Source organism: Shewanella olleyana (genome assembly GCF_023283825.1).
Classification (GTDB): domain Bacteria; phylum Pseudomonadota; class Gammaproteobacteria; order Enterobacterales; family Shewanellaceae; genus Shewanella; species Shewanella olleyana.
Window position 1 is genome coordinate 1 of the sequence record NZ_JAKILD010000019.1, and the last position, 22,555, is coordinate 22,555.

Below are 22,555 nucleotides of genomic sequence, written 5' to 3' on the forward strand. Positions count from 1 at the left end.
GAGCAGTGTTGTAAAGCTTGGAATATATTTATTCAGTGCAAAGATAGGGTAAAAAGTTTATGTACACGAGACTGGGCTAATATGGGCAAAGTCTAATGCGGATTGGTATAATTCATCCTTTCATTTTGGGTGCTGCAGTAACTTTAACGCGGCATGTGCTCAAATCTGGCTCAGGTATGAGCTAAGTAGATTCAGTAAGGGTTAATATTATCCGATATGGAGAAGCGGTTTCTTCAGGTTGAAAATGAGCAATACTACTTAATGAGCATGATTTCTCTGGACATGATGTTTTCAAGCGAGAGTGTACTTGACTGAGTTAGCGACATTAAACTGACCTAAATAAAAAAGCCCAGTACGAGTACTGAGCTTTAATGTAACGCCTAATTTAACCTTAGCTTGAGAATAAGGTTTCTTCTAAGCTCCGACCTTTCATTATAGCCTTGTATTGCCAGCCGTTTTCGCTAAAGAGACCCAGCAGCGACATTTCTAAATTAAAACTGCTATCAAAGTGGTGCTCAATAATAATTTGCTCATCGTTATTGATTTTTACGTTGATTATATTGGGCATGCCTCTCACTTTGTCACTTAACAACTCAATATCAGCTTGCTGCATCGTTAAGGTTAAAAAAGCTGTTTCAGCATCAGCTTTCATCGACACTGATTGTTGAAGTTGCCCTTGCTCAAGGTATAAAACTTGATCGCAAAGCTTTTCTAACTCTTCCAAATTATGCGAACTAATAACAAATGTCGTCGTTGCAGATAAGTCTTTCACGATTTGGCGTATTTTTTTGGCATTAGCAGGATCTAAACCTGCTGTTGGTTCATCCAATAATACTAACTTAGGCGACCCCATTAAGGCCTGAGCAATAGAAACACGCTTACTCATGCCATGACTCAAACTTTTGGGTAGCATTAGTGCAGAAGCGGTTAAATCAACCAGTTCTAATACTCTAAGTGCTTCTTGTTTTGCTTGTTTACCATTCATGCCTTGCAGCTTTCCAAAAAAAGTAAGCTGCGACACGATGGTAAAGTTTGGATCTAACGCAGCATCTTGCGGTAACGCAGAGACTAGGTTTTGTAATTGTTGACTGCCAGGCTTTTCACCTAAAATTGTTATATTGCCTGCACTGGGATGGATAAAACCACAAAGCAAACTAAACAGTGTTGTTTTACCTGCACCATTAGGGCCTACAAGAGCAATAGGGGCACCAGTATCTAAAGATAGGTTGATATTAGATAAGGCCGCTTTTGAGCCGTATTGTTTTGAGACACCTTCACACGTAATGAGCTTCATAGTGCACTCCGTTGCATATAAATACGACCTGCAATTAATACAGCAAGTGCTTGAATTAATGGGATAGGAGCATAGATTAATGAGCCTAATCCTTGAGTGTTTATCATTAGAGATAATTGCGAGCCAGGTAATACCCAGCTTAAAAATGACATAGCAGGTATTTGGCTATTAATTATCATGATTAATATGCCGCTAACAGCCCAAAGAATCACAGCGTAAATGCTGGCTTGGCGTGCACTATTAGCGTACCAAGACAATACTGCCATTACTGCTGTATAAGGTAATAAGGCAATAAAGACGTTGATAAATACAGTAAAGCCGCTAAAAAGTGCATCGCTAAATAAGCTAGCATCACGAGTTATCACCATTAATATTGTGGCAATAATGGTTAACAGCAATAAACATGATTGAATTAACATTTGACCTAGAAAACGGCCAAAGAAAATACTGTCACGGCTAACTCTTAAAGTCAGGAACCTAAATGATCCACGTTGTTTATCTGAACTAAATTGGTCAGCAGTAATAAAAATACTAAACATAGGAAATACATAAAGGGCGATACACCAAAAAACAGCAAACTCAGCCACCTTCCAACTAAATAGCTGACTTAGTGCATCAGGGCCATAAATACCTTGAACTAATTCTTTAAATCCTGGTTCTAGCATATACACAGACGCACTTTGCACTGGATACAATAAAATTATCGCCCACAGCAGTGAGAAGGCGATTAAAGCCGCAATACCTTTGGTATTAGTAAATCGCTTCGTCAGTTCATAACTAGCAATAAGCCAGGTCTGACGAAGTGATGAAGACCGAGGAGATGAGTCCATAAGCTATAAATATCCTTGAGAAAACGATGATGTGTTCGCCATCATACTTGATAGCGAACCAGAAGAAGATTAATTTTTGTTAAGTCAGTGTTAATGGTGACTTTATTGGCTAATCCAGTAATTGTTCAAGTTCAGCTAAGCGCTGAGTTAAATCATTCACTTGGTTTTCTAAACAGCTGACTCGCTCAAGAAGGGCACTGTTAGCTTCAGCGCCTACAGCCTTACTTACAGGTGCGGCACTGACTTCAAATTCTGTGCTTCCTTGTTCTAAGTATTGTTTGTCTGAAAACAGCTGAGCGTATCGACTATCACGACGATTAGCTTCACGAGGTAATTGAACCACTAGCGGCTCATCGCGTGATGCTAAAGATTGCAGTGCTGCTTCGACCTTTTGTGGGCCATCAAATTCGTGCAATCGATTACAACGGGTCTTTAATTCTCCCGGTGTTTGCGGACCGCGCAGTAACAGCACAATAATGACCGCAAGCTGCTCACTGGAAAACTGCAGATCACTAAATTCAGTATTACAAAAACGATGCTTGTATTTGACAACGCGACTGCCAAATCCAGTCTGTTCACTGATCAGTCTTTTTTTAGTGAGATCATCGATAATGGTTTGGGTTTCTTGCTCAGATAAACTCATGACAGGTTCACGGCTGCTTTTTTGATTACAGGCCATGGTTAAAGAATTGATTGAGAGAGGGTATTGCTCGGGGGTAGTAATTTCTTTTTCTAATAAACAGCCGATAACGCGGGCTTCTTGCTTGCTAAGTTCCATAAATTACTCCAAATAAAAAAGCATGGTTTGTTATAACAGAACCATGCTTTTTATCAAATAATTCAGTTTGTATGTAGCTTATTTGAGCAATCTAATTCCATCATCTTCGATGCTGATCTGTCCACCTTTGAACAAACCACCAATGCTGCGCTTGAACGCTTTCTTACTCATCGATAATTGCTCGTAGATAATGGCAGAATCAGTTTTGTCATTTAACGGTAAAAATCCGCCAGCACGATATAACTTATTGATGATAGTTTCTGCGTTTTTATCTAAACCTTTCTGATCTGCTTTTTGTAAAATCAAATCAACTTTGCCATCTTCTCGAACTTGTTTGATAAAGCCTTTGATTGATTGACCGAAGCTTAAACGTTGAAATACTTCATTTTGGAATAACACGCCCCAATGAGCGTTGTTAATAATGGCTTTAAAACCTAAATCAGTACTACCACCAATGATTAAATCCACTTCTTGACCTGCTTCATATTCAGCTGGTGTTTTGTCTAAAAACTTGTCGACTTTAGATGAGGCCATAATACGCTCATCAACATGGTTAGCATGAACATAGACTAAGTAAGATTTACCTTCTTCGATACTTCTATGCTGCTCGCCAAACGGCAGTAATAAATCTTTATCTAACCCCCAATCTAAGAACGCACCAAATGGACCGGTTGCGATAGCTTTAAGATAAGCAAACTCGCCAACTTGAGCATAAGGCTTTTGGGTAGTCGCAATAACAATATCTTCAGAATCAAGATAAAGAAAGACATCAACCATATCGCCAACTTGGCAGTTTTTAGGGACGAACTTATTAGGTAATAGTACTTGACCTAATTCTTGTGCATTCACATAAATGCCAAAACTGACTTGTTTAACGACTTCTAGGGAGTAATTCTTTCCGATTTGTATCATTTGCGGCTCTATTTAACTAAAGATAAGGAGAAAACAGGGTAATTATATACTCAATAACGTTACTTGTAACTGTGCTTATATAGGTGTTTCTGAATTGAGGTCATAAACTCAAGCTGAAAGTGGTAATAAACAATACTAGGTTAATAATATGCAGTACTTGCGCGTATTTTTAGACGGTGAACCGTCTGGTTTTTAACAAAAAAAACATAACAAAGTCGATGTGCAAAAATAATGAATTAAATTTATACTTAAATTGTTGATTCATCCTTGCATTATAATGGTTTGCAGGGTTTAATTGCGCCGCTTTTTTATTTGTACATAGAGCTATCAACTTGGGTTGGCTCAGCGTGGTAAATGTGCAAACGATTTGCCTTGATAAGCAGCGTAAAACGACTGTTATGTCCCTGGTGAAAACATATTATGGAAGCATTGATTGAAACTTGTAGATAAGCCCTTGGCATTAATAGTGTGCTGAGATGTAAACTGCAATAAACTCTTAATGATTCACTCTTTTAAACTTATATCTACGCTGTAAAGGTTATTGTATTTATGCCTGCGTTGGACTCTTAGCATGCTAAACAAATCAAATATTTATTATGAAACATTACATGCTGGCTATGGTCAGTATTTTGAAGTTGAACAAGTGCTGTTTGAACAAAAAACAGCTCAGTGGCATTTAAGTATTTTTGAAAATGCCAATTTCGGCCGTGTAATGGCATTAAATGGTGCTATTCAAACAACTGAAAAAGATGAATTTGTTTATCATGAAATGATGACCCATGTACCTATCCTTGCACATGGTAAGGCTAAGAAAGTCCTTATCATAGGTGGTGGCGACGGTGGTATGTTAAGGCAGGTATTAAAACATCAATCTATAGAGCAGGTTACTATGGTTGAAATCGATGCTAATGTAGTTGAAATGTGTAAAACCTATTTCCCACAACACTCACAAGGTGCATTTGAAGATGCAAGAGTGAATTTGGTGATTGATGATGGAATGCATTTTATTGAACATTGTCAGCAGCAGTTTGATGTGATTATTTCAGACTGTACTGATCCTGTTGGACCTGGAGAAGTGTTGTTTAGTTCAGCGTTTTACGAAAACTGTACACGCTGTCTAACGGACAATGGCATTTTTGTTGCTCAAAACGGGGTGGCATTTATGCAACCTGAAGAGCTTCAAGACACGGTAAGACGTATGAGCCCATACGTGAAAGATTGTTGGTTTTATAATGCAGCTGTGCCGACTTACATTGGTGGCACCATGGCATTTGCTTGGGCCACCAATGATGTATCTGCTCGAGAACATGATTTAACGACATTAAAGCAACGTTTTGAACAGGCTAATATTAGCACTCGTTACTACACACCAGCTTTACACATGGCAAGCTTTGCATTGCCCGCATTTGTTGAAAGTGCAGTTAAAAACGCTCAATGCGTGACTGCATGTTCTACTAAATAGACGGAATGAAGAATATGAAAGATTGGTCTATCGAAAACGCACGTTCTAGCTATAACGTGACCCATTGGAGTCAACAATATTTTGGTATTGATGATACAGGTGAAGTCACCGTTACCCCTGATCCAAGTAAGCCAGATTGTACAATTGGTTTAAATGAACTTGCTAAAGATATGGTCAAAGCGGGTGTCGCCTTACCAGTGCTAGTCCGTTTCCCGCAGATTTTACACCGTAGGGTTGAAAACCTATGTGATGCGTTTAATGAGGCGATTCAAAAGTATGAATATCAGAACGATTACTTGTTGGTGTATCCAATTAAAGTTAACCAACAACAAACGGTCGTTGAAGAAATTCTGGCAAGTCAGAAGTCAAAAGAAGTCCCTCAACTAGGGCTAGAAGCAGGTAGTAAGCCAGAGTTAATGGCTGTACTTGCTATGGCACAAAAAGCCAGTTCAGTCATTGTGTGTAATGGCTACAAAGATAAAGAATATGTGCGCTTAGCTTTGATTGGTGAAAAACTGGGTCATAAAGTGTATATCGTTATAGAAAAGATTTCTGAGTTGAATCTAATTCTACAAGAGTCTAAAAAGTTAGGGGTCACTCCTAGATTAGGTCTTCGAACCCGACTGGCTTTCCAAGGCAAGGGTAAGTGGCAAGCAAGTGGCGGTGAAAAATCAAAATTTGGCTTATCTGCCGCGCAAGTGTTAAAAGTGCTTAATGAACTCAAGCAACTCGATATGATGAGTTCGCTGCAATTAATTCATTTCCATTTAGGATCGCAAATCGCCAATATCCGTGATATTCGCCAAGGTGTGAGTGAAGCAGGGCGTTTTTATTGTGAATTACGTGAGTTAGGGGCGCTGATCGACACTTTCGATGTCGGCGGCGGCTTAGCGGTTGATTACGATGGTACTCGTAGCCAAAGTAATAACTCAATGAACTATGGCTTAACTGAATATGCCAATAACATTGTCAGCGTGCTAAGTGATATTTGTAATGAATATGAACAGCCAATGCCACGGATTATTTCAGAGTCTGGTCGCCATTTAACGGCGCATCATGCAGTATTAATTACCGATGTGATAGGCACTGAGTCATACAAGCCTGAAGATATTCAACCTCCAGAAGAAAACGCACCACAGCTATTACATAACATGTGGGAATCATGGACGGATATGAGTGAACGTCCAGATAATCGTGCGATTATTGAGATTTACCATGATACTCAAAGTGACATTGCTGAAGCGCACTCCTTGTTCTCGGTAGGGCAGTTGACCTTGATGCAGCGTGCATGGGCAGAACAAACTAATTTACGAGTGTGTCATGCATTAAAGAGTTTATTAAGTAACAACAATCGATTTCATCGACCGATTATTGATGAGTTAAATGAAAAGCTGGCAGATAAATTCTTTGTTAATTTCTCATTGTTTCAATCAATTCCAGATGCGTGGGGAATCGATCAAGTGTTCCCTGTGCTGCCATTAAGTGGCTTAGATAAGCCACCGGAAAGACGTGCAGTTATGCTGGATATTACCTGTGACTCTGATGGTATTGTTGATCAATATGTTGATGGCCAAGGGATTGAAACCACGCTTCCTGTACCTGCATGGACTCCTGAAAGCCCATATTTAATCGGCTTTTTCATGGTGGGGGCTTACCAAGAAATCTTGGGGGATATGCATAATTTATTTGGTGATACTAACTCAGCTGTGGTTCGCGTTGAAGAACATGGTATCCCGAATATTGAGTCGGTGTTAGCAGGTGATACTGTGGCTGATGTTCTTCGCTATGTAAACTTGGATGCTGTGGCATTTATGCGCACCTATGAAGAGTTAGTCAATCAGCATATTGCTGAAGATGAAAGAACCTCGATATTGGAAGAGTTACAGTTAGGTCTAAAGGGTTACACCTATTTAGAAGATTTTTCGTAAAAAGTGTGTCAGCAGAGTCAGCTAGCTGACTCTGCGTTTTTAGGTTTTGAAATATGTTTTTTGAAGGTTCTGAAAAAAAGATTGAAGTCATTTTAGCTGACTCATCTCAAAAATTACGTAGTTTTGGCAAGCCTTTTTGGGCTGAAATTGTCGCTTGTGCAAACGCTGAAATCTTATCGTCGGTCAGCAATGAATATTGTGATGCCTATTTATTAAGTGAATCAAGTTTATTTGTGTGGGATGACCGTTTTGTCATGCTCACTTGTGGCACAACCACACTTGCAGATGCTGTTATGTCGTTCATTGAACATGTCGGTGAGGAAGCGATTGGATTTGCAAGTTATCAGCGTAAAAACGAATATTTATCGCATCTGCAATCAAGCTCTTTCCAAGATGATTTGAAAAAAATTCGACAAACCATTACAGGTAATGCATATCGCATTGGTCATTTAGATTCACACCATCATTATATGTTTAGCACTAAAAAGCCTTTTACTGCGCCAACAACTGACGTGACCAATGAATTGTTGATGTACCATATTAATGGTGATGCTGCTGACTACTTACGTGGGGTTAATCAATCGGCCCAAGGGATCCGCGATTTATTACAATTATCAGCATTATTTCCTGATTTTGTCGTCGACGATTTTCTGTTTGAACCGTTTGGCTATTCGATAAATGGGATCAAGGGGCAAGAGTATTTTACGATTCATATTACCCCGCAAGAAAAGAGTTCTTATGTGAGCTTAGAGACTAACGTGAACTTGGCCAATCATCCAGTTGATATATATGCAAGGTTACTGAGTAGCCTTAACCCAGGTAGTTGGGATGTGATTGGCTTTAATTCACCTAAAAACACTGAAGGATTCCCAGCGCATTTATGTTTGGGGAGCTGCTCGCTTGCAATAGAGCAAGGATACGATGTTAACTTCAGTCACTATCAGCAACTTTGTCATGAAGTACTGATACCAGAATATTTGTAGTTATTGGCACTAGCCTTTACGGAGATTTTATGAGCACTTTTGCTGAAAAAGCAGATTATTCATTGTATTCAAATGCGTTTGGTTACTTACGCCAGCCATTAAACTTTAAACCCACTGAAACAGATGCTGATGTGGTTGTGATTGGTTTGCCATTTGATATGGCAACAACAGGTCGCTCAGGTGGTCGTATGGGGCCTGATGCGATTCGCCGCGCTTCAGTCAACCTTGCTTGGGAAGAAACACGCTGGCCGTGGGACTTTTCGATTAGTGAAACCATCAATATTGTTGATGCTGGCGATTTAGTGTTTGATTGTGGTGACCAAGAAGACTTTACGACACGTTTAGAAGGTTTTGCTACACGCATTCTTGATAGTGATAAAGCGTTATTAAGTTTTGGTGGCGATCATTTTGTCACTTTACCTTTATTGCGTGCACATTATAAAAAGTACGGCAAAATGGCCTTACTTCATTTTGACGCTCATACTGACACTTATAGTCAGGGGAGCAAGTACGATCACGGCACTATGTTTTTCCATGCGCCAAACGAAGGTTTAATTGCACCTGAGAGCTCAATTCAGGTGGGAATTCGCACTGAATATAATACTGCAGAACATGCATTTAAAGTAATTGATGCAGCAACGGCCAATGACTTAACTGCTGACCAAATTGTTGAGCAAATTAAACAACGTGTGGGTGATATGCCGCTATATGTCACGTTTGATATTGATTGTTTAGATCCAGCCTATGCACCAGGTACAGGTACGCCAGTATGCGGCGGCCTAACCAGTGATAAAGCGATGAAAATCATTCGTGGCTTACGTGGTATGAACATAGTCGGTATGGATGTGGTTGAAGTTGCACCAGCTTACGACTCTGCTGATATCACTGCATTAGCGGGTGCGACATTAGGCCTTGAATTGCTTCACGTTTGGGCTGAAGGTAAGGGTTTAGTTAAAGCATAAACTTGTACTTGAACATAAAAGCCTTACTCAAACCGTTTCAGTGAATAAAAAGCCAACGCATGTCGTTGGTTTTTTAATATCTGTAATGAGGTATCTAAATGAATGCGTGTAATTATCAGCAATCTCATGATCATATATCAGCAACAGAGAGTATAATGAGTGTAATTAAAGAGGTATCTAAATGAATGATTTAACTGATATCCGCCGTGAATATACTCAAGGTGGATTGCGTCGCAATGATTTACCTGAAAATCCGATGGATTTATTTACCCATTGGATTGAACAAGCAAAACAGGCTGAGCTAACCGATCCAACAGCCATGTGTGTCGCCACTGTTGATGAAGACGGGCAGCCATTTCAACGGATTGTGTTGCTGAAAAAATTTGATGATGATGGTTTTGTGTTTTTTACCAATTTAGAAAGTCGTAAAGCCACTCATTTAGCGTCGAATGCCAAAACCAGTTTATTATTTCCGTGGCATCCACTAGAACGCCAGGTGGCAATTACAGGTGAAGCTGAACCATTATCAATAATGGAAGTGACTAAATACTTCATGAGTCGACCGAAAGATAGTCAAGTTGCTGCATGGGTATCTAAACAGTCCAGCAAAATCAGTGCTCGCCAAGCTTTAGAAAGCAAGTTTAATGAAATGAAGAATAAATTTGCTAAGGGTGAGGTGCCTTTACCGAAATTCTGGGGCGGGTATCGAGTGAAGCCTGAAAGCATCGAATTTTGGCAAGGCGGTGAGCGCAGACTTCATGACCGTTTTATTTATCAAAAAAGCCCAACGGGTTGGGATATTGATAGATTGGCGCCGTAAGTAAGAGCCATAGATAAGAGCCATTGTTCGGAGCTATAAGTTCGGGGCTAAAAGTTCGGAACTATAAGTTAGGAACTATAACTTCGAAGCTATAAGTTCAGAGCTATAAATAGAAGCCAAAGTCTGGCCTATTGCTTGGGCATGATTAGTCTGGACGGTAGCTCGTTTTAAAGAATTTACTGAGAAATATTAATGAGTAAAACAATTTGGGTCGATGCCGATGCATGTCCTAATCCAGTAAAAGAGATGTTATTTAGAGCCGCTGACAGAAAGTCTGTGCCGCTAATTTTGGTGGCTAATCAACTTATTCGAGTACCGGCGTCACCTAATATCTCGGTCGTAAGAGTTAGTTCGGGCTTTGATGAAGCAGATAATTATATTGTCGAGCAATTACAGGATGGCGATTTAGTCATTACGGGAGATATTCCGTTAGCATCAGATGCCATCGAGAAAGGCGCTATGGTGTTTAACCCTCGTGGCGATATCTATACCGTTGATAATATAAAACAACGCTTAACCATGCGTGACTTTATGGAAGAGCTAAGAAGTAGTGGAGTGCATACAAATGGACCTAATAGCTTCTCTCAAGCTGATAAGCATGCATTTGCAAAGGCTCTTGATAAGTGGCTAAGCCGCTTATAATTAGAAGAAATGACTCAGCTGGCTTTATACCGTCGAGTTAATAAATTTTAATCTATAATTTAACTGTTTTTATTCACAAAAGGGATTAATGATGAAAAAATGGCTTAAAGCACTACCTATAGCGCTATTGTCTACTTCTTTGCTGTCTTGTGCTGCATTTGCCGCAGATTGGCAAATTAAACAAGGGCATTCAAAGGTCAGCTTTATTTCAGTCAAAAAAGGAGATATTGCTGAAGTACATGACTTTAAGAAAGTTAGCGGTAGTTTAACGCCTGAGGGCGCGTTTAATTTATTGATTGATTTAGATAGTGTCGACACTGGAATTGAAATTCGTGATGAACGGATGCAAACCATGCTGTTTGAAGTGGCTAAATATCCCGAGTTAACGCTATCGGCAGTTGTTAATCCAAAATTGTTGGCTGATTTAAGCGTAGGATCAACGTTAGTGACGCAAATTGATGGCACCATTGAATTACATGGAAAAAGCCGTCAAAAAACTTTTGATGTGCTAGTGGCGAAGTTATCGGATAAAAAAATGGTCGTCAGCAGTATGTCACCGGTTATCATCCAAGCAAGTGACTTTAATTTAGTTGAAGGCATTAATAAACTCCGTGAAATCGCTGGGTTAAGTAGTATCAGTTTAGCGGTGCCAGTGTCTTTTGTACTGACGTTGTCGCAATAATCAGCGTGTTTAAGCACATCCATAAAGAATACACTGTGGCTTTTGTCATTCAAAAGCCACATTAATAGGGGACATAATGGTCACTGATAAAGATGGCTACATTCATTTAATTCAATATTTAACTGAACACTTAGGCCTATTTGAAGCCTCTGAAGATACCAGTATTAACAGCCAAACCGTAATGGAATTATTTGAAGATCAATTATCAGCGCAAATCATTATGGTTTGTGGTCAGAATCCTAAACTTTCATTTGCACAACGCAATAAGGTGATTCGAGAGATTGATGCTATCGTTTATGATTTAGAAGAAATTCTAGCAAGTGTAGCCAGTCACAACGCAACTCCAGATCAAAGCGTCTTTATTACTGAGTTTTCAGGGCTAATCAAAAATCTGTTTGATAAAGAAATCGAACACATTCTTAGATAAACTTCATTATAACTTTACCAATTCATCTTATTTGTAGGATTTTTGCATGTTCAAAACAATCGTTACTGCCACCTTATTGAGTTGTATTTCATTTGCGAGTTTTGCCGCAGATAAAGAAGTACTCGGCCAAACTGAAATGATGTCAGTGAGTAAAAATGGCATCGTATTTGAGGCAAGAATGGATACAGGAGCTGTAAATTCATCTCTTCATGCCTTAGATATTGAAGTAGAAGGCGGCAGTGCTAAGAAAATGAAAGATAACATTGGAAAAAATGTGTCTTTTAATACTTTTAATGAAAAAGGCGACCAAGAAAAGGTAACTGCAGAAATTGTAGGTACTTCAACAGTCAGTAATTCCCAGGGCACAGAAACCCGTTACGCTGTTAAGCTTCCAATCACCTACGGAGACAGTACCCGTACAGTGAAGGTGAATTTGAAAAATAGAACGACGATGGATTACAAACTACTGATTGGTCGTAACTGGCTTAAAGGTAAATATGTTGTTGATGTATCAGAGAAAAAGTTTATCGGCCCTACCGCTGGGATAAGCATTGTCGAATCAGGTTTAATTTTTGATACTCGAATTGATACTGGCGCAGTCGAAAACTCATTGCATGCAGTCAATTTAAGGATCAAAGATGAAGACAAAGACAACATGGAAAATAATGTTGGTAAAGATGTCACTTTCACAACAATGAATGAAAAAGGTGAAACTGTTGATGTTACAGCACGCATACATAACACATCACTCATCCGCAATGCTCAGGGAAGTGAAATCCGTTATATGGTGACATTAACCATAGGGGAGCCTGGAGAAGAGTTTAAAGTTGATGTTAACTTGCGAGATCGCAGCAAAATGACTTATAAACTGCTTATTGGCAGAAACTGGCTACAAGGTCATTATATTGTTGATGTGAATATGTGATTTTTCGCAGCTAGTAAGTCCACATAATACAAAGCCGCTATCCATAGTGGCTTTTTTTATGCCGATTTAACAAGCTCTGCACTTTGCAATTATCAATTTTGAACCGTTGCCTTAGTGTTTTGTTGTGTAATTGTAACTAATTAACTGTATGATCAATCATGGGTTTGAAAACTTGCTTATTTAATAACCCAATAGTCATTTAAACCTGCAGTCGGGCGATATTAGGTGATTTAATCTTGCGTGCTGTTTTTGAGGGTTAATTATAATGGTTTGGCTGTTTTTAAGCATTGAATCGTTACTAATAGGGATATTATAGTGTTCGGTAAATTGTTATCTGGTGTTGCTTTTAATATTGTTAATGTATTTATACAAGTTTTCGTTGGTCTATTTGTTGTAAGAGCATTACTGTCTTTTTTAGGAGAATCGGACTTCGGTTTATGGGCTATCCTCATTGCTTTTGTAGCTCAAGTAAATTTGCTTGAATTTGGAATGGGCTCAATTATTGGGCGTCATGTCTCTAAAAAAGAAGAATACGAAGGCGAGCGAAAAATTATTGTATCTAATGTCATGATGTTAATAACATTAATGGCTTTTTTATTTTTTTTGGTCGCTATATCTGTCTGTTATATTTGGGATGCCTATTCAGGTGGGATGAGTTTTAATACATCTGAGTCAGTATTTTTGATTTTTTCACTTCTCTCTATTTCCTATTCACTCAATTTAATATCAGGTACATTGCAGGGTTACTTAAATGCTAAGTTCAAGTTTTTTCAGAATAATGTCATTAAAGCATCCTGTAATATTTTACGGCTGGTTTTTCTTCTTTTTTCTATAAAGTATGAGCTAGGTGTTCTCGGCATTGCTTTAGTATTTGTTTCGATTTCTATCATAGAATTATTATTAAAACTTTATTGGTCTTTATCTTCGGGCTTGAAGAGCGAGTTCACTACAAGTTCAATTAACCGACAGCAAATCAAAAAAATTATGAGTTCTGGCGTGATGTTTTTACCTATGCGGCTGAATGATTATTTTAGAAATAACTCTTCCATTTTATTTGTTGGTTTTATGATAAATTCAGCATCTTCCGCGCCACTAAGGATTTCAGGAAGATTAATGGAAATCTACGTAGAGATTTCTATCACCTTAAACTCCGTATTAACGCCTTATTTTAGTAAAGTTTCTAGTGATACCTCTACTTTTGAAAGACAGTTTTACATTAGTATTTTGTGCGCTTCTGCTTTATCAGCCTTGATATATATTAACCTCCTAGTAGTAGGGGAGCTGTTTCTACAGGTTTGGCTGGGAGAGGTTCCTGATAAGGTTTGGAGTGTGCTAAAGATAATGGCTGTAGGTTATGCAATTGCAAACATGCAGGGGCCTGTTAATTCATTACTCATTGCGAAAGGTGAATATGGGAAATGTGCTAAATTATCTGTTATGGAAACAGTAACGACACTTATATTAATGTTAGTGTTGGTTAATCTTTATGGCGTTCTTGGAGCTGCATGGGCATTATTAATTTCGCTATCATTAATCCGTGGTGTGATTCAACCTGTATTGGTATGTCGCTTATTTAAATATTCTATCCTTTCTTTTTCCACATCGATTTTTTCTGGAGCAATTATCGTTTGCTTCATTTTAGCCTTATGTTATCTAATTTCAATGAGCTTTGGGTTGAGTCATGATCTGGAAATAATGCTATTCATCTCTCTTCAAATGATAGTGATGATATTGATGTTCTTAGGTTATAAATTTAAACCTAAAAAACAATAGAGAAAATGGATTATTAGATACTTTAGATAAATGGATTTGGGAAGTTTTAATGGTCAGTAGTGCAGTAATCCTTTGTCTCAACGGTGAGCCATTTGTAAAGTAAGTTGTTGAATTAATTAAAAGGATTAAACTCCAAAAGAAAAAGTGATAGTCAATGATGGCTCTACTGATAAATGTTATTGTTATCCATCACGAGAACCATGGTGTAAGAAGCCATGGTGTTTCTGCTGCTAGTAATATTGGCATAGCTGCGGCCTCAGGTGATTGGATAGCTTTGATGATCGACAGCCTTCTAATGAATATTTTTATTTAAACAGGCAACTTAAGCTTTCGTACTTTGATTGACTATAGGTGAAGATGAAAGCTGGGAAGTTAATGTGTCGCACTTCGGAGTTGAATTCGGGATAAACTGTTAGCTTATTAGATTAAAGGGCATTGGATTGAGTTTGAATTGTAGCTTAATGGCTACCTTTTTATTACCATTCTTGCCTCACTATACACCTAAGATTGTAATGACCGAATTTATAGCCCCACCTTGTGACGAACAGATTTCAATCCTTTACCAGGATGAACACCTCCTTTTGATCAATAAACCGAGTGGCTTATTAAGTTTATCGGGTAAAAACCCTTTAAATAAAGACTCTGTTCATTTCAGGTTAGTGCAAGACTTTCCAAGTGCAACGTTAGTTCATCGGTTAGATTTTGGCACATCAGGCATAATGCTGGTGGCGCTGAATAAATCGATAAATGGTTTGTTAACTAAACAGTTTCAAGATAAAACGATTATCAAGAATTATCATGCGACTTTATATGGCCACGTTTCAAAAGAATTAGAAGCTTCCGCTGTAATAAATGCAGCAATTGCCAAAGATACTGATAATTTTCCTTACATGAAAATCTGTAACGAAACGGGTAAAGTTGCTTTATCAGAGTTCGAGGTGATTGAGCGTGGCCAATGGCAAGTCAGTGCTGATAAGGGCGATTTGGTTCCGGTCACTAAAGTCAGGTTTAAACCGATAATGGGCCGTACCCATCAATTAAGAATTCACAGTCAACATATCGGTCATCCAATTTTAGGGTGTGATTTATATTGTAATCAAGTTTCTCAAGACTTAGCACCTAGATTGTTATTGCATGCAAGTTATTTGCGCTTCATTCATCCTGTTTCGCTTGAGTCGTTTGAGATTAATTGTGAACTACCATTTTAATTGCTGTTGGCCGTTTAAAATCCCGCCAATTTCATGTTCCTGATACCAAAACAGAAAGCCCGCTGCATATGGTTGCAACGGGCTTTATCTTTATCTAAAGAAGAGAGTGTTTTTTACAAAACACCACGCTTCATTTGATCGCGCTCGATTGATTCAAATAACGCTTTAAAGTTACCTTCACCGAATCCTAAGTTATTCTTGCGCTGAATAATTTCAATGAAGATTGGACCAAATAGGTTTTTAGTGAAAATTTGTAATAGATAACCATCATCGTCACCATCAACTAAGATTTGGTGATGCTTAATGCGGTCACGATCTTCAGTCACTTGTGGCAATTTATCAAAAATCGTGTCGTAGTATTCAGGGATGATATCCAGTGTCTTAATCGCTGTGCCTTCCATCGCATCCAATGAGCCCACAATGTCACGGCTTCTGAAAGCTAAATGTTGGACACCTGGGCCATTGTATTCACCTAAGTACTCATCAATTTGGTTGTTATTATTGCCTTTACCTTCATTGATTGGAATACAGAAGCTGCCGTCTGGTGAACGAAGTGCATAAGAAACTAACGCAGTTTGAGCGCCGCTGATATCAAAGTAACGTACCTCTGTAAAAGCAAAAATGTCTTTATAGAAGTTAGCCCACTTTTCCATAGTGCCTTTATAGACATTGTTAGTTAAGTGGTCGACTTCCATAAAGCCTTTCTCTTTAACAATCATTGGCTCTGCTAGATCTTCAAAGTCATTAATGTAAATATTTTGCACTTCGCCAAATACATCGATGAAGTAAATTAAACTGTCGCCAATTCCGTAAATTGCAGGGTAGGCCATATCTTTTGCTGTATCATCAGCAGGTTTTGCACCACGAGCAACCGCTTCGTTAAAGGCAAACTCTGCATCTTCAACACGCCAGCCCATTGAGCAAATAGCTGGACCATGTGATTTAGCAAAATCAGCTGAAAAACCTTGCTTAGATTTGTTCAGTAAAAAATTAATATCATTTTGTTTGTAGTAAACAATATCGTTCGCTTTTGCTTTTTTAAGCATAGAAAAACCAAAGTCAATAAACACTTGATGCATAAAATCAGTGTCTGGGCTGGCAAATTCTGTAAATTCGATGCCTAAAAGACCAAGTGGATTTGTTTCGCTCGCCATTGTGTTTTCCTTAATTTTATTTGCTCTGAGCGTCACTCTCTGGTGACGTTTTAAATACGTATTGATGCATCAAATCTTATTGTTATGATTCAATCCAAGAACGGTTGTAATCATCACTCATGCAACTTTTAACATGAGAAGTGAGATTAAGTGGCGCAAAGGTATCGACCATTACGGCATATTCATAGGTTTCAGTTTTACCGATAGACGCTTCAGTTTTCCCAGGTTGTGGGCCGTGTGGTACCCCTTTTTGATGAAGGGTCATATAGCCAGCTTCAATCCCTGTGCGACTCATAAAGTCGCCATCAACGTAATATAAGACTTCATCGCTATCGATGTTGTTATGGTAATAAGGCGCTGGAATCGATTCTGGGTGGAAGTCGTATAAACGTGGCACAAAGTTACATACAACAAAGTTGTTAGCTGTGAATACGATATGATCAGAAGGCGGTAAATGAATTTTTCCGACTTTAGGAGCGTACTCGGTGATGTTAAATGCCCATGGGTAAACACAACCATCCCAGCCAACAAGATCAAACGGATGCCATTCAAGTGTTGTCACTTGGTATTTATCACCAAATTTACTCACTAACGGGAACTCGCCTTGTTCAACGATGGCTTCTGTTAATGTAGGTGTTCTAAAGTCACGCTCACAATAGGGCGCAGACTCAAGCATTTGGCCATATTCATTTCTAAAATGCTTAGGCACTTCAACCATTGAAAATGATTCAATGACAAACAAACGCACATTATTGTAATCACTGAATTTAAGCTGATAAGTCGTACCGCGGGGGATAACTAAATAGTCCCACTGCTTAACTTCAAGCTCGCCATATTCACTGAGTAATTTCCCTTCGCCTTGATGAACAAACACGATTTCATCTGCATAGGCATTACGGTAAAACTCAGCGGTACCTTCAGTGACTTTGGCTGTGTACATCGCCACATCGCTGTTAAAGAAAATCTTATTGCGCGCACTAAAAAAGTTGCCTTCACAATCCGCTTGGCGTGAATCTAATTTATAGTTTTGTATCAACGAGTCTTGCCAAGCATCACCGTGGTCAACAGCATAAGGAGCTACAGCTAGTGCCTTTGTTGGCATATTATGGTGATATTTGTTTGAGTAAATATTTGAAAAGCCATGAGTCGAAAATAGTTCTTCACGATAAAGCTCGCCTGATTCTTTCTTAAAAGCGATATGACGTTTAGCAGGTATCTGACCTTGCTGAACATAAGAAGGCATAGTAACTCCTCACCCAGTTAACTCATTGAATACGGTTTGGCCGTGCATAACGCTATTATTATTGGTGTTTTCTAGCGCACTAAAACCAAACACTTTGTGATCTAGTTATCAATTTAGTTGCTAAGATGAGCAAAAAAAAGAATAATAAATCACGTAACTCAATCAATTTTTTAGATGGTATTAAAAAGTTTACAAGAGTGTCACAGCAATTGAACAGGCTTTGAGGCAGAGGGAAGTATGAAAATTGATGTTGAAGCATTTAATGTACTGCAAGTGCTTGTTGAAGAGGGAAGTTTTTCAAAGGCTTCTGAAAGATTACATAAGGCGCAATCAGCGGTTAGTTATCAAGTCAAAAAGCTTGAACAGCATTTAGGGATACAATTATTTAATCGAGATCAATACCGCGCTGAGTTAACCCCCGAAGGCAAAGTGATTTTGGCAGAAGGCCAACGATTACTGCAGCATTTATCGAATATTGAACATTTAGCCAGTCGATTTAGTGAAGGTTGGGAGCCAAAACTTGAACTCGTGATTGACGGTGCTCTGCCGATGGAGCCAATTATGAATGCGCTAAAGCGTATGTCAGAAAATGATGTGCCTACCAAAGTCCAACTCAATATGGAGTTTTTAGGTGGTGTACAACATCGCTTTGAACGAGATAAAGCCGACTTAATGTTGGTTAAAGATTATATTGCAGCGCCATACTTTTCAGCCAAACAATTGCCGACTGTGACCAGTTTACTGGTGTGTTCAAAACTGCACTCCTTAGCTGCGGCCAAATCTGTAAGTTTATCAGAGCTGCAGCAGCACGTAGAATTAACCATTGAAGATTCAGCTCCGACCAAGCAACGAGATGAGTTACAGTTTGGCGGTGATAAAGTATTTTATCTATCAGGGTTTATTATGAAGAAGAATGCGTTATTAAAAGGATTAGGCTTTGGCTGGATGCCTGAGTTTTTAATTGCTGAAGAACTAGATAAGAATGAATTAGCGATTGTTGATTTTGCTGGCGGGCATCGTTTTCGTTTTACCCCGCAATTAGTGTCGACCCTCGAGAGACCTCTAGGCCGTGCAGGGCAATTGTTTACTGACTTAATTTTAGAAGAATTCGCTTTATTCGATGAAAAGCGCCTGTTACATGGAGCCTAATATGTCTTATTGGTTAATGAAGTCTGAACCTGACGCATTCAGTATTGATGATTTAGCAGCATGCGATAATCAAACTGAGCCTTGGGATGGAATAAGAAACTATCAAGCACGTAATTTTCTGCGCGATAAAGTTAAGCAAGGTGATACTGTTTTGTTTTATCACTCAAGCTGCAAAGTCCCTGGTATTGTTGGCTTAGCTACAGTGACATCAACTCCTTTTGTTGATGAAAGTGCTTTTGATCCCACCTCAGCGTATTTTGATGCAAAATCGTCTAGAGATAACCCACGTTGGGTCGCGGTAAATTTAACATTTAAAGCTAAACTTTCTCGAGTCATTACTTTATCTGAATTAAAGTCCGACCCCAATTTAGCTGATATGGTGTTAGTCAGTAAGGGCGCGAGACTGAGCGTTCAACCTGTGACCGAAAGAGAATTTGAATACATACTAGAGCTTGAGTAAATATTCCTCAATTAAGGCATTAGCAATAAAGCCATTAGCATTAAAGGCATCAGAAATACAGGGATTGGCAATAAAGAAACTGGCAGTAAAGAAATAGTGAGTATAGAGATAGGTAGTAAGCACTGTCAGTTAATAAAAAGGTCAGTTAATAAAAAGGTCAGTTAATAAAAAGGAACCCAGTTGAGTTCCTTTTACGTTTTACATAAGGTGAAAACATCCGTTGATTCGACTTATGTTTGTCATCCTGCTTAATAGCTTTCTTTGGTAATAATCGTCTGACCAATCGGCGTAAGGCTTAATAGAGCCAGTTTTACATGCTGAATTGCAAAAGGGATACCGATAATAGTAACAAAACACGCTAGCGCATGAGTTAGGTGGCCAATTGCGAGCCATATCCCACAGAATAAAAACCAAATAACATTACCTACCATTCCTAACGGGCCAGTACCAAAGTCTTCAATCCCCGATAAATGCTTACGATTAACATTTTCTTGTCCGAATGGCCAAAAAGCCATTTCACCAATCACGAAACAAGCTCGGCCAAATGGGATGCCTACTATGCTGATAAAACATAATAATCCTGCAAACCACCATGCGAGTCCCATGATAAAGCCGCCCATTATGAACCACGCAATATTAAATATTAATCTCAACACTGACATTGATAATCCCTTAGTAACATATGAATAGGTTATTAACTGAAATAGTTAACTTATCTATGAATAAGCGAGAAATATGCCAAATTTTAAATTATGGAAATTTTTAGGCTGTTTTCAGTTATTAGGTATTGTTTTAATTGAATTTAAAAAATATTAGTTTTTTGTGCCCAGCTCGCATAATGGCTAATGTTCAATTTGGAAATTAACTTGATATAGCGATTTTAACCACATTTTAGGTAAAATGGTTTTCAGTTCTTCAATAACTTATTAAGTGACATCGATGTTTGCTGTAACGCCTGTTGAATCAATGACATTCGCAAACCGTGAAATTTTCATAAAACGTGACGATCTTATTCACCCTGATTTTAGCGGTAATAAGGCGCGGAAGTTTCAATACTTTCTAGGTAATGACTTTTCACATATTACCAAAGTGATTGGCTATGGTTCTGCACAGGCTAATTCTCTGCATTCGCTAGCAGCCTTAGCAAAAATGCGTGGTTGGCAACTTGACTATTATGTTGATCATATTGCCAGTTATTTGAAACAAAACCCCCAAGGAAATTATCTCGCAGCGCTTAATAATGGCGCTAACATTATCGAAATGCCTACTGATGTAGATAAATCACCTCAGTTAAATTCGCAAGCTGAGAGCTCTATTACTGAATGTACTGGTAGTGAAAGTACAAATACCAGTACAGATAAGCCTAGTAAAGATAATAATGCCGATAAGCTAAGTGTTGAGGAGTATGTTACTCATTTATCAAAAACAGCCTTATCTAATGAATTGTATATACCAGAAGGAGGGCGCTGTGAATATGCATCTGAAGGTATTGAAGAACTTGGTCAACAAATTCTAGATTGGGCAATCGAGAACAACTACATTGGTTTAAACGTGTTCTTACCATCGGGAACCGGTACAACAGCATTATTTTTACAGCGTTTTTTTGTGCAAAAGAGCGAAATGCACAAAGATGAACATTGTCCAAGTGTAAAGGTATTAACCTGCAGCTGTGTCGGTGGAGATGATTACTTAAAGCTACAATTTAACCAGCTGACTAATAAGAAAGAATATCACCCTCACATAGTATCAAACGGCAAAAAATTTCATTTTGGCAAGCTAGAGCGCCAGTGTTATCAAATGTGGCAACGTGTCTGTCAAAGCGGCATTGAGTTTGAACTATTATACGATCCTGTGGGATTTATTATGCTTGAACATTTTCTAAACTCATCCACATCACTGCCTGAAGTCGATAAATCCTCGCCAGTGTTATACGTGCATCAAGGCGGCGTGTTAGGTAACCCAAGCATGTTAGCCAGGTATCAACGTAAATTTGGTTTAGAGGGTACGGATTAAATTATCTGTGTGGGTAATTTATCTGTGCGTAACTTTTATTTGTGGATCATAGACGATACCTTGAAAGGCAACAGAAGTGTAACTCTATAAATGCTCTAAAGGGTTAGTACAAACAGTAAGTTGCTTAAAAGGGCTGTTTAATTGAGGTGATATTAGAGAAGTATGAGAAGTTGCAATGATGAGGTTTCTTTTCATATTGCTCAGTTCTAATAAACGTCCGGTAAGTGTGAGATGGAATACCGAGAAGCGATGTTTATTGAGTAACTGAGCAAATGAATAACGCAAGCGTTATAGAAAGTGTTACTTGTTAGCCGTAATCAACCATTTCATAAATTTTAACGCTTCTGTGCGCTTTGAAAAAGTTGTTTTAGTTTTACCTTGGCTGTCAGTAAAAGCTATTGAGTTTTTGTTTGATGATATTGAATTTACAGGAAAATTAACTGTAATTTCATGACCATTAATGTTGTATGACATATGCCACACTCCTTGTTTAAAATTTCACCTTATGGTGAGTAAGTAATAACAATAAATATCCTTAAGCAGTTGTGTTGCATAAGTTTCTTTGTGTGTTGGTTTAGTTGTGTGCTTAAGTTAATTGCGCTTATTACACTTGCAAGTAGGCTTATTAGATTAATTTTTTAATCGCCAACATACTTGCTATGAATAGTTGAACATAGGCATATGACAAACTAATGACAATGTAGAACTTAGCAGAATGACTTGTAGTGTGGGTTTACAGTTGCGGTTATGACTAACAGAAGGGTAAACAAATAAATACAAGTTAACTTAATAACATACAGGATGATATGCGTATATTTTTTATATAGCAATACATTTTTTTTAAAATAAAACAGTTTCAGGCTAAAAGGTGAACTAATCAGTATTTTTTTGATTGCTTATTCATCTAAAA

Annotated in this window: 22 protein-coding genes; 14 read left to right on the plus strand and 8 right to left on the minus strand. The window is 38.4% G+C overall.

Translation table 11 applies throughout. The features are described 5' to 3' along the window. Positions 1 to 391: 391 nt before the first annotated feature. The 4 genes from L2735_RS13870 to L2735_RS13885 all read right to left on the minus strand — a co-directional run bounded on the left by L2735_RS13870 (position 392) and on the right by L2735_RS13885 (position 3,814). The gene (locus L2735_RS13870; protein ID WP_248985278.1) at positions 392 to 1,294 is read right to left on the minus strand and encodes an ABC transporter ATP-binding protein; all 903 of its coding nucleotides are present in this window, start codon (positions 1,292 to 1,294) and stop codon (positions 392 to 394) included. Next, positions 1,291 to 2,124 (minus strand): ABC transporter permease, encoded by an 834-nt coding sequence (locus L2735_RS13875; RefSeq protein ID WP_248985279.1) that lies wholly within the window; start codon positions 2,122 to 2,124, stop codon positions 1,291 to 1,293. Before L2735_RS13875 ends, L2735_RS13870 begins: the two co-directional genes overlap by 4 nt. A gap of 109 nt (positions 2,125 to 2,233) precedes the next feature. Beyond that, positions 2,234 to 2,902: a YceH family protein gene (locus L2735_RS13880; RefSeq protein WP_248985280.1), complete on the minus strand. Its 669-nt coding sequence runs from the start codon at positions 2,900 to 2,902 to the stop codon at positions 2,234 to 2,236. Positions 2,903 to 2,980: 78 nt separating this feature from the next. Continuing rightward, entirely contained in the window at positions 2,981 to 3,814 is an 834-nt protein-coding gene (locus L2735_RS13885) for a CvfB family protein (protein ID WP_248985281.1), read from the minus strand. A 571-nt stretch (positions 3,815 to 4,385) separates the two neighbouring features. Between L2735_RS13885 and speE the strand changes: the two genes are divergently transcribed. From speE to L2735_RS13940, 11 genes are all read left to right on the plus strand, one after another. Next, positions 4,386 to 5,276 carry a polyamine aminopropyltransferase gene (speE, locus tag L2735_RS13890; protein ID WP_248985282.1) on the plus strand — a complete coding sequence of 297 codons (891 nt, stop codon included), beginning with the start codon at positions 4,386 to 4,388 and terminating at the stop codon, positions 5,274 to 5,276. A gap of 14 nt (positions 5,277 to 5,290) precedes the next feature. Further along, positions 5,291 to 7,204, plus strand: a complete 1,914-nt coding sequence (speA, locus tag L2735_RS13895; RefSeq protein WP_248985283.1) for a biosynthetic arginine decarboxylase — start codon at positions 5,291 to 5,293, stop codon at positions 7,202 to 7,204. A 53-nt stretch (positions 7,205 to 7,257) separates the two neighbouring features. After that, entirely contained in the window at positions 7,258 to 8,187 is a 930-nt protein-coding gene (locus tag L2735_RS13900; RefSeq protein ID WP_248985284.1) for an S-adenosylmethionine decarboxylase proenzyme, read from the plus strand. A gap of 29 nt (positions 8,188 to 8,216) precedes the next feature. Then, entirely contained in the window at positions 8,217 to 9,149 is a 933-nt protein-coding gene (gene speB, locus L2735_RS13905) for an agmatinase (RefSeq protein ID WP_248985285.1), read from the plus strand. A gap of 181 nt (positions 9,150 to 9,330) precedes the next feature. Then, positions 9,331 to 9,969 carry a pyridoxamine 5'-phosphate oxidase gene (pdxH, locus tag L2735_RS13910; RefSeq protein ID WP_248985286.1) on the plus strand — a complete coding sequence of 213 codons (639 nt, stop codon included), beginning with the start codon at positions 9,331 to 9,333 and terminating at the stop codon, positions 9,967 to 9,969. Positions 9,970 to 10,161: 192 nt separating this feature from the next. Further along, positions 10,162 to 10,611, plus strand: coding sequence for a YaiI/YqxD family protein (locus L2735_RS13915; protein ID WP_248985287.1), 450 nt, complete (start codon positions 10,162 to 10,164; stop codon positions 10,609 to 10,611). 91 nt (positions 10,612 to 10,702) lie between these two features. Further along, on the plus strand, positions 10,703 to 11,293 hold the full coding sequence (locus L2735_RS13920; protein ID WP_248985288.1) for a YceI family protein: 591 nt from the start codon (positions 10,703 to 10,705) through the stop codon (positions 11,291 to 11,293). Between the two features lie 76 nt (positions 11,294 to 11,369). Then, the gene (locus L2735_RS13925) at positions 11,370 to 11,720 is read left to right on the plus strand and encodes a DUF3802 family protein (RefSeq protein ID WP_248985289.1); all 351 of its coding nucleotides are present in this window, start codon (positions 11,370 to 11,372) and stop codon (positions 11,718 to 11,720) included. Between the two features lie 46 nt (positions 11,721 to 11,766). Further along, entirely contained in the window at positions 11,767 to 12,645 is an 879-nt protein-coding gene (locus tag L2735_RS13930; RefSeq protein WP_248985290.1) for a putative ATP-dependent zinc protease, read from the plus strand. 315 nt (positions 12,646 to 12,960) lie between these two features. Continuing rightward, positions 12,961 to 14,418 (plus strand): oligosaccharide flippase family protein, encoded by a 1,458-nt coding sequence (locus tag L2735_RS13935; protein ID WP_248985291.1) that lies wholly within the window; start codon positions 12,961 to 12,963, stop codon positions 14,416 to 14,418. 512 nt (positions 14,419 to 14,930) lie between these two features. Continuing rightward, positions 14,931 to 15,626 (plus strand): RluA family pseudouridine synthase, encoded by a 696-nt coding sequence (locus tag L2735_RS13940; RefSeq protein WP_248985292.1) that lies wholly within the window; start codon positions 14,931 to 14,933, stop codon positions 15,624 to 15,626. A 113-nt stretch (positions 15,627 to 15,739) separates the two neighbouring features. Here L2735_RS13940 and hppD read toward each other — a convergent pair whose 3' ends face one another. Next, the gene (gene hppD, locus L2735_RS13945) at positions 15,740 to 16,780 is read right to left on the minus strand and encodes a 4-hydroxyphenylpyruvate dioxygenase (protein WP_248985293.1); all 1,041 of its coding nucleotides are present in this window, start codon (positions 16,778 to 16,780) and stop codon (positions 15,740 to 15,742) included. 82 nt (positions 16,781 to 16,862) lie between these two features. Then, a complete protein-coding gene (locus L2735_RS13950; RefSeq protein ID WP_248985294.1) occupies positions 16,863 to 18,023 on the minus strand; it encodes a homogentisate 1,2-dioxygenase in 1,161 nt (386 codons plus the stop codon). 237 nt (positions 18,024 to 18,260) lie between these two features. Here L2735_RS13950 and L2735_RS13955 point away from each other — a divergent pair, with 237 nt between their 5' ends. Together L2735_RS13955 and L2735_RS13960 are read left to right on the plus strand one after the other, a co-directional pair. Next, positions 18,261 to 19,172: a LysR family transcriptional regulator gene (locus tag L2735_RS13955; RefSeq protein ID WP_248985295.1), complete on the plus strand. Its 912-nt coding sequence runs from the start codon at positions 18,261 to 18,263 to the stop codon at positions 19,170 to 19,172. 1 nt (position 19,173) lies between these two features. Then, on the plus strand, positions 19,174 to 19,632 hold the full coding sequence (locus tag L2735_RS13960; RefSeq protein ID WP_248985296.1) for an EVE domain-containing protein: 459 nt from the start codon (positions 19,174 to 19,176) through the stop codon (positions 19,630 to 19,632). Between the two features lie 248 nt (positions 19,633 to 19,880). On the opposite strand, the gene L2735_RS13965 is transcribed toward L2735_RS13960, so the two are convergent. Further along, positions 19,881 to 20,294, minus strand: a complete 414-nt coding sequence (locus L2735_RS13965) for a YccF domain-containing protein (protein ID WP_248985297.1) — start codon at positions 20,292 to 20,294, stop codon at positions 19,881 to 19,883. 277 nt (positions 20,295 to 20,571) lie between these two features. On the opposite strand from L2735_RS13965, the gene L2735_RS13970 reads away from it, so the two are divergent. Continuing rightward, positions 20,572 to 21,645, plus strand: coding sequence for a 1-aminocyclopropane-1-carboxylate deaminase/D-cysteine desulfhydrase (locus tag L2735_RS13970; protein WP_248985298.1), 1,074 nt, complete (start codon positions 20,572 to 20,574; stop codon positions 21,643 to 21,645). 300 nt (positions 21,646 to 21,945) lie between these two features. Here L2735_RS13970 and L2735_RS13975 read toward each other — a convergent pair whose 3' ends face one another. Further along, a complete protein-coding gene (locus tag L2735_RS13975) occupies positions 21,946 to 22,119 on the minus strand; it encodes a hypothetical protein (protein WP_102527949.1) in 174 nt (57 codons plus the stop codon). Between the last annotated feature and the right edge of the window lie 436 nt (positions 22,120 to 22,555).

What these genes read in the sequence shown, in the direction of transcription:
- L2735_RS13870 (WP_248985278.1), bottom strand. Translation starts at nt 1,294, where the DNA reads ATGAAGCTCATTACGTGTGAAGGTGTCTCAAAACAATACGGCTCAAAA.
- L2735_RS13875 (WP_248985279.1), bottom strand. Translation starts at nt 2,124, where the DNA reads ATGGACTCATCTCCTCGGTCTTCATCACTTCGTCAGACCTGGCTTATT.
- L2735_RS13880 (WP_248985280.1), bottom strand. Translation starts at nt 2,902, where the DNA reads ATGGAACTTAGCAAGCAAGAAGCCCGCGTTATCGGCTGTTTATTAGAA.
- L2735_RS13885 (WP_248985281.1), bottom strand. Translation starts at nt 3,814, where the DNA reads ATGATACAAATCGGAAAGAATTACTCCCTAGAAGTCGTTAAACAAGTC.
- speE (WP_248985282.1), top strand. Translation starts at nt 4,386, where the DNA reads ATGCTAAACAAATCAAATATTTATTATGAAACATTACATGCTGGCTAT.
- speA (WP_248985283.1), top strand. Translation starts at nt 5,291, where the DNA reads ATGAAAGATTGGTCTATCGAAAACGCACGTTCTAGCTATAACGTGACC.
- L2735_RS13900 (WP_248985284.1), top strand. Translation starts at nt 7,258, where the DNA reads ATGTTTTTTGAAGGTTCTGAAAAAAAGATTGAAGTCATTTTAGCTGAC.
- speB (WP_248985285.1), top strand. Translation starts at nt 8,217, where the DNA reads ATGAGCACTTTTGCTGAAAAAGCAGATTATTCATTGTATTCAAATGCG.
- pdxH (WP_248985286.1), top strand. Translation starts at nt 9,331, where the DNA reads ATGAATGATTTAACTGATATCCGCCGTGAATATACTCAAGGTGGATTG.
- L2735_RS13915 (WP_248985287.1), top strand. Translation starts at nt 10,162, where the DNA reads ATGAGTAAAACAATTTGGGTCGATGCCGATGCATGTCCTAATCCAGTA.
- L2735_RS13920 (WP_248985288.1), top strand. Translation starts at nt 10,703, where the DNA reads ATGAAAAAATGGCTTAAAGCACTACCTATAGCGCTATTGTCTACTTCT.
- L2735_RS13925 (WP_248985289.1), top strand. Translation starts at nt 11,370, where the DNA reads ATGGTCACTGATAAAGATGGCTACATTCATTTAATTCAATATTTAACT.
- L2735_RS13930 (WP_248985290.1), top strand. Translation starts at nt 11,767, where the DNA reads ATGTTCAAAACAATCGTTACTGCCACCTTATTGAGTTGTATTTCATTT.
- L2735_RS13940 (WP_248985292.1), top strand. Translation starts at nt 14,931, where the DNA reads ATGACCGAATTTATAGCCCCACCTTGTGACGAACAGATTTCAATCCTT.
- hppD (WP_248985293.1), bottom strand. Translation starts at nt 16,780, where the DNA reads ATGGCGAGCGAAACAAATCCACTTGGTCTTTTAGGCATCGAATTTACA.
- L2735_RS13950 (WP_248985294.1), bottom strand. Translation starts at nt 18,023, where the DNA reads ATGCCTTCTTATGTTCAGCAAGGTCAGATACCTGCTAAACGTCATATC.
- L2735_RS13955 (WP_248985295.1), top strand. Translation starts at nt 18,261, where the DNA reads ATGAAAATTGATGTTGAAGCATTTAATGTACTGCAAGTGCTTGTTGAA.
- L2735_RS13960 (WP_248985296.1), top strand. Translation starts at nt 19,174, where the DNA reads ATGTCTTATTGGTTAATGAAGTCTGAACCTGACGCATTCAGTATTGAT.
- L2735_RS13965 (WP_248985297.1), bottom strand. Translation starts at nt 20,294, where the DNA reads ATGTCAGTGTTGAGATTAATATTTAATATTGCGTGGTTCATAATGGGC.
- L2735_RS13970 (WP_248985298.1), top strand. Translation starts at nt 20,572, where the DNA reads ATGTTTGCTGTAACGCCTGTTGAATCAATGACATTCGCAAACCGTGAA.
- L2735_RS13975 (WP_102527949.1), bottom strand. Translation starts at nt 22,119, where the DNA reads ATGTCATACAACATTAATGGTCATGAAATTACAGTTAATTTTCCTGTA.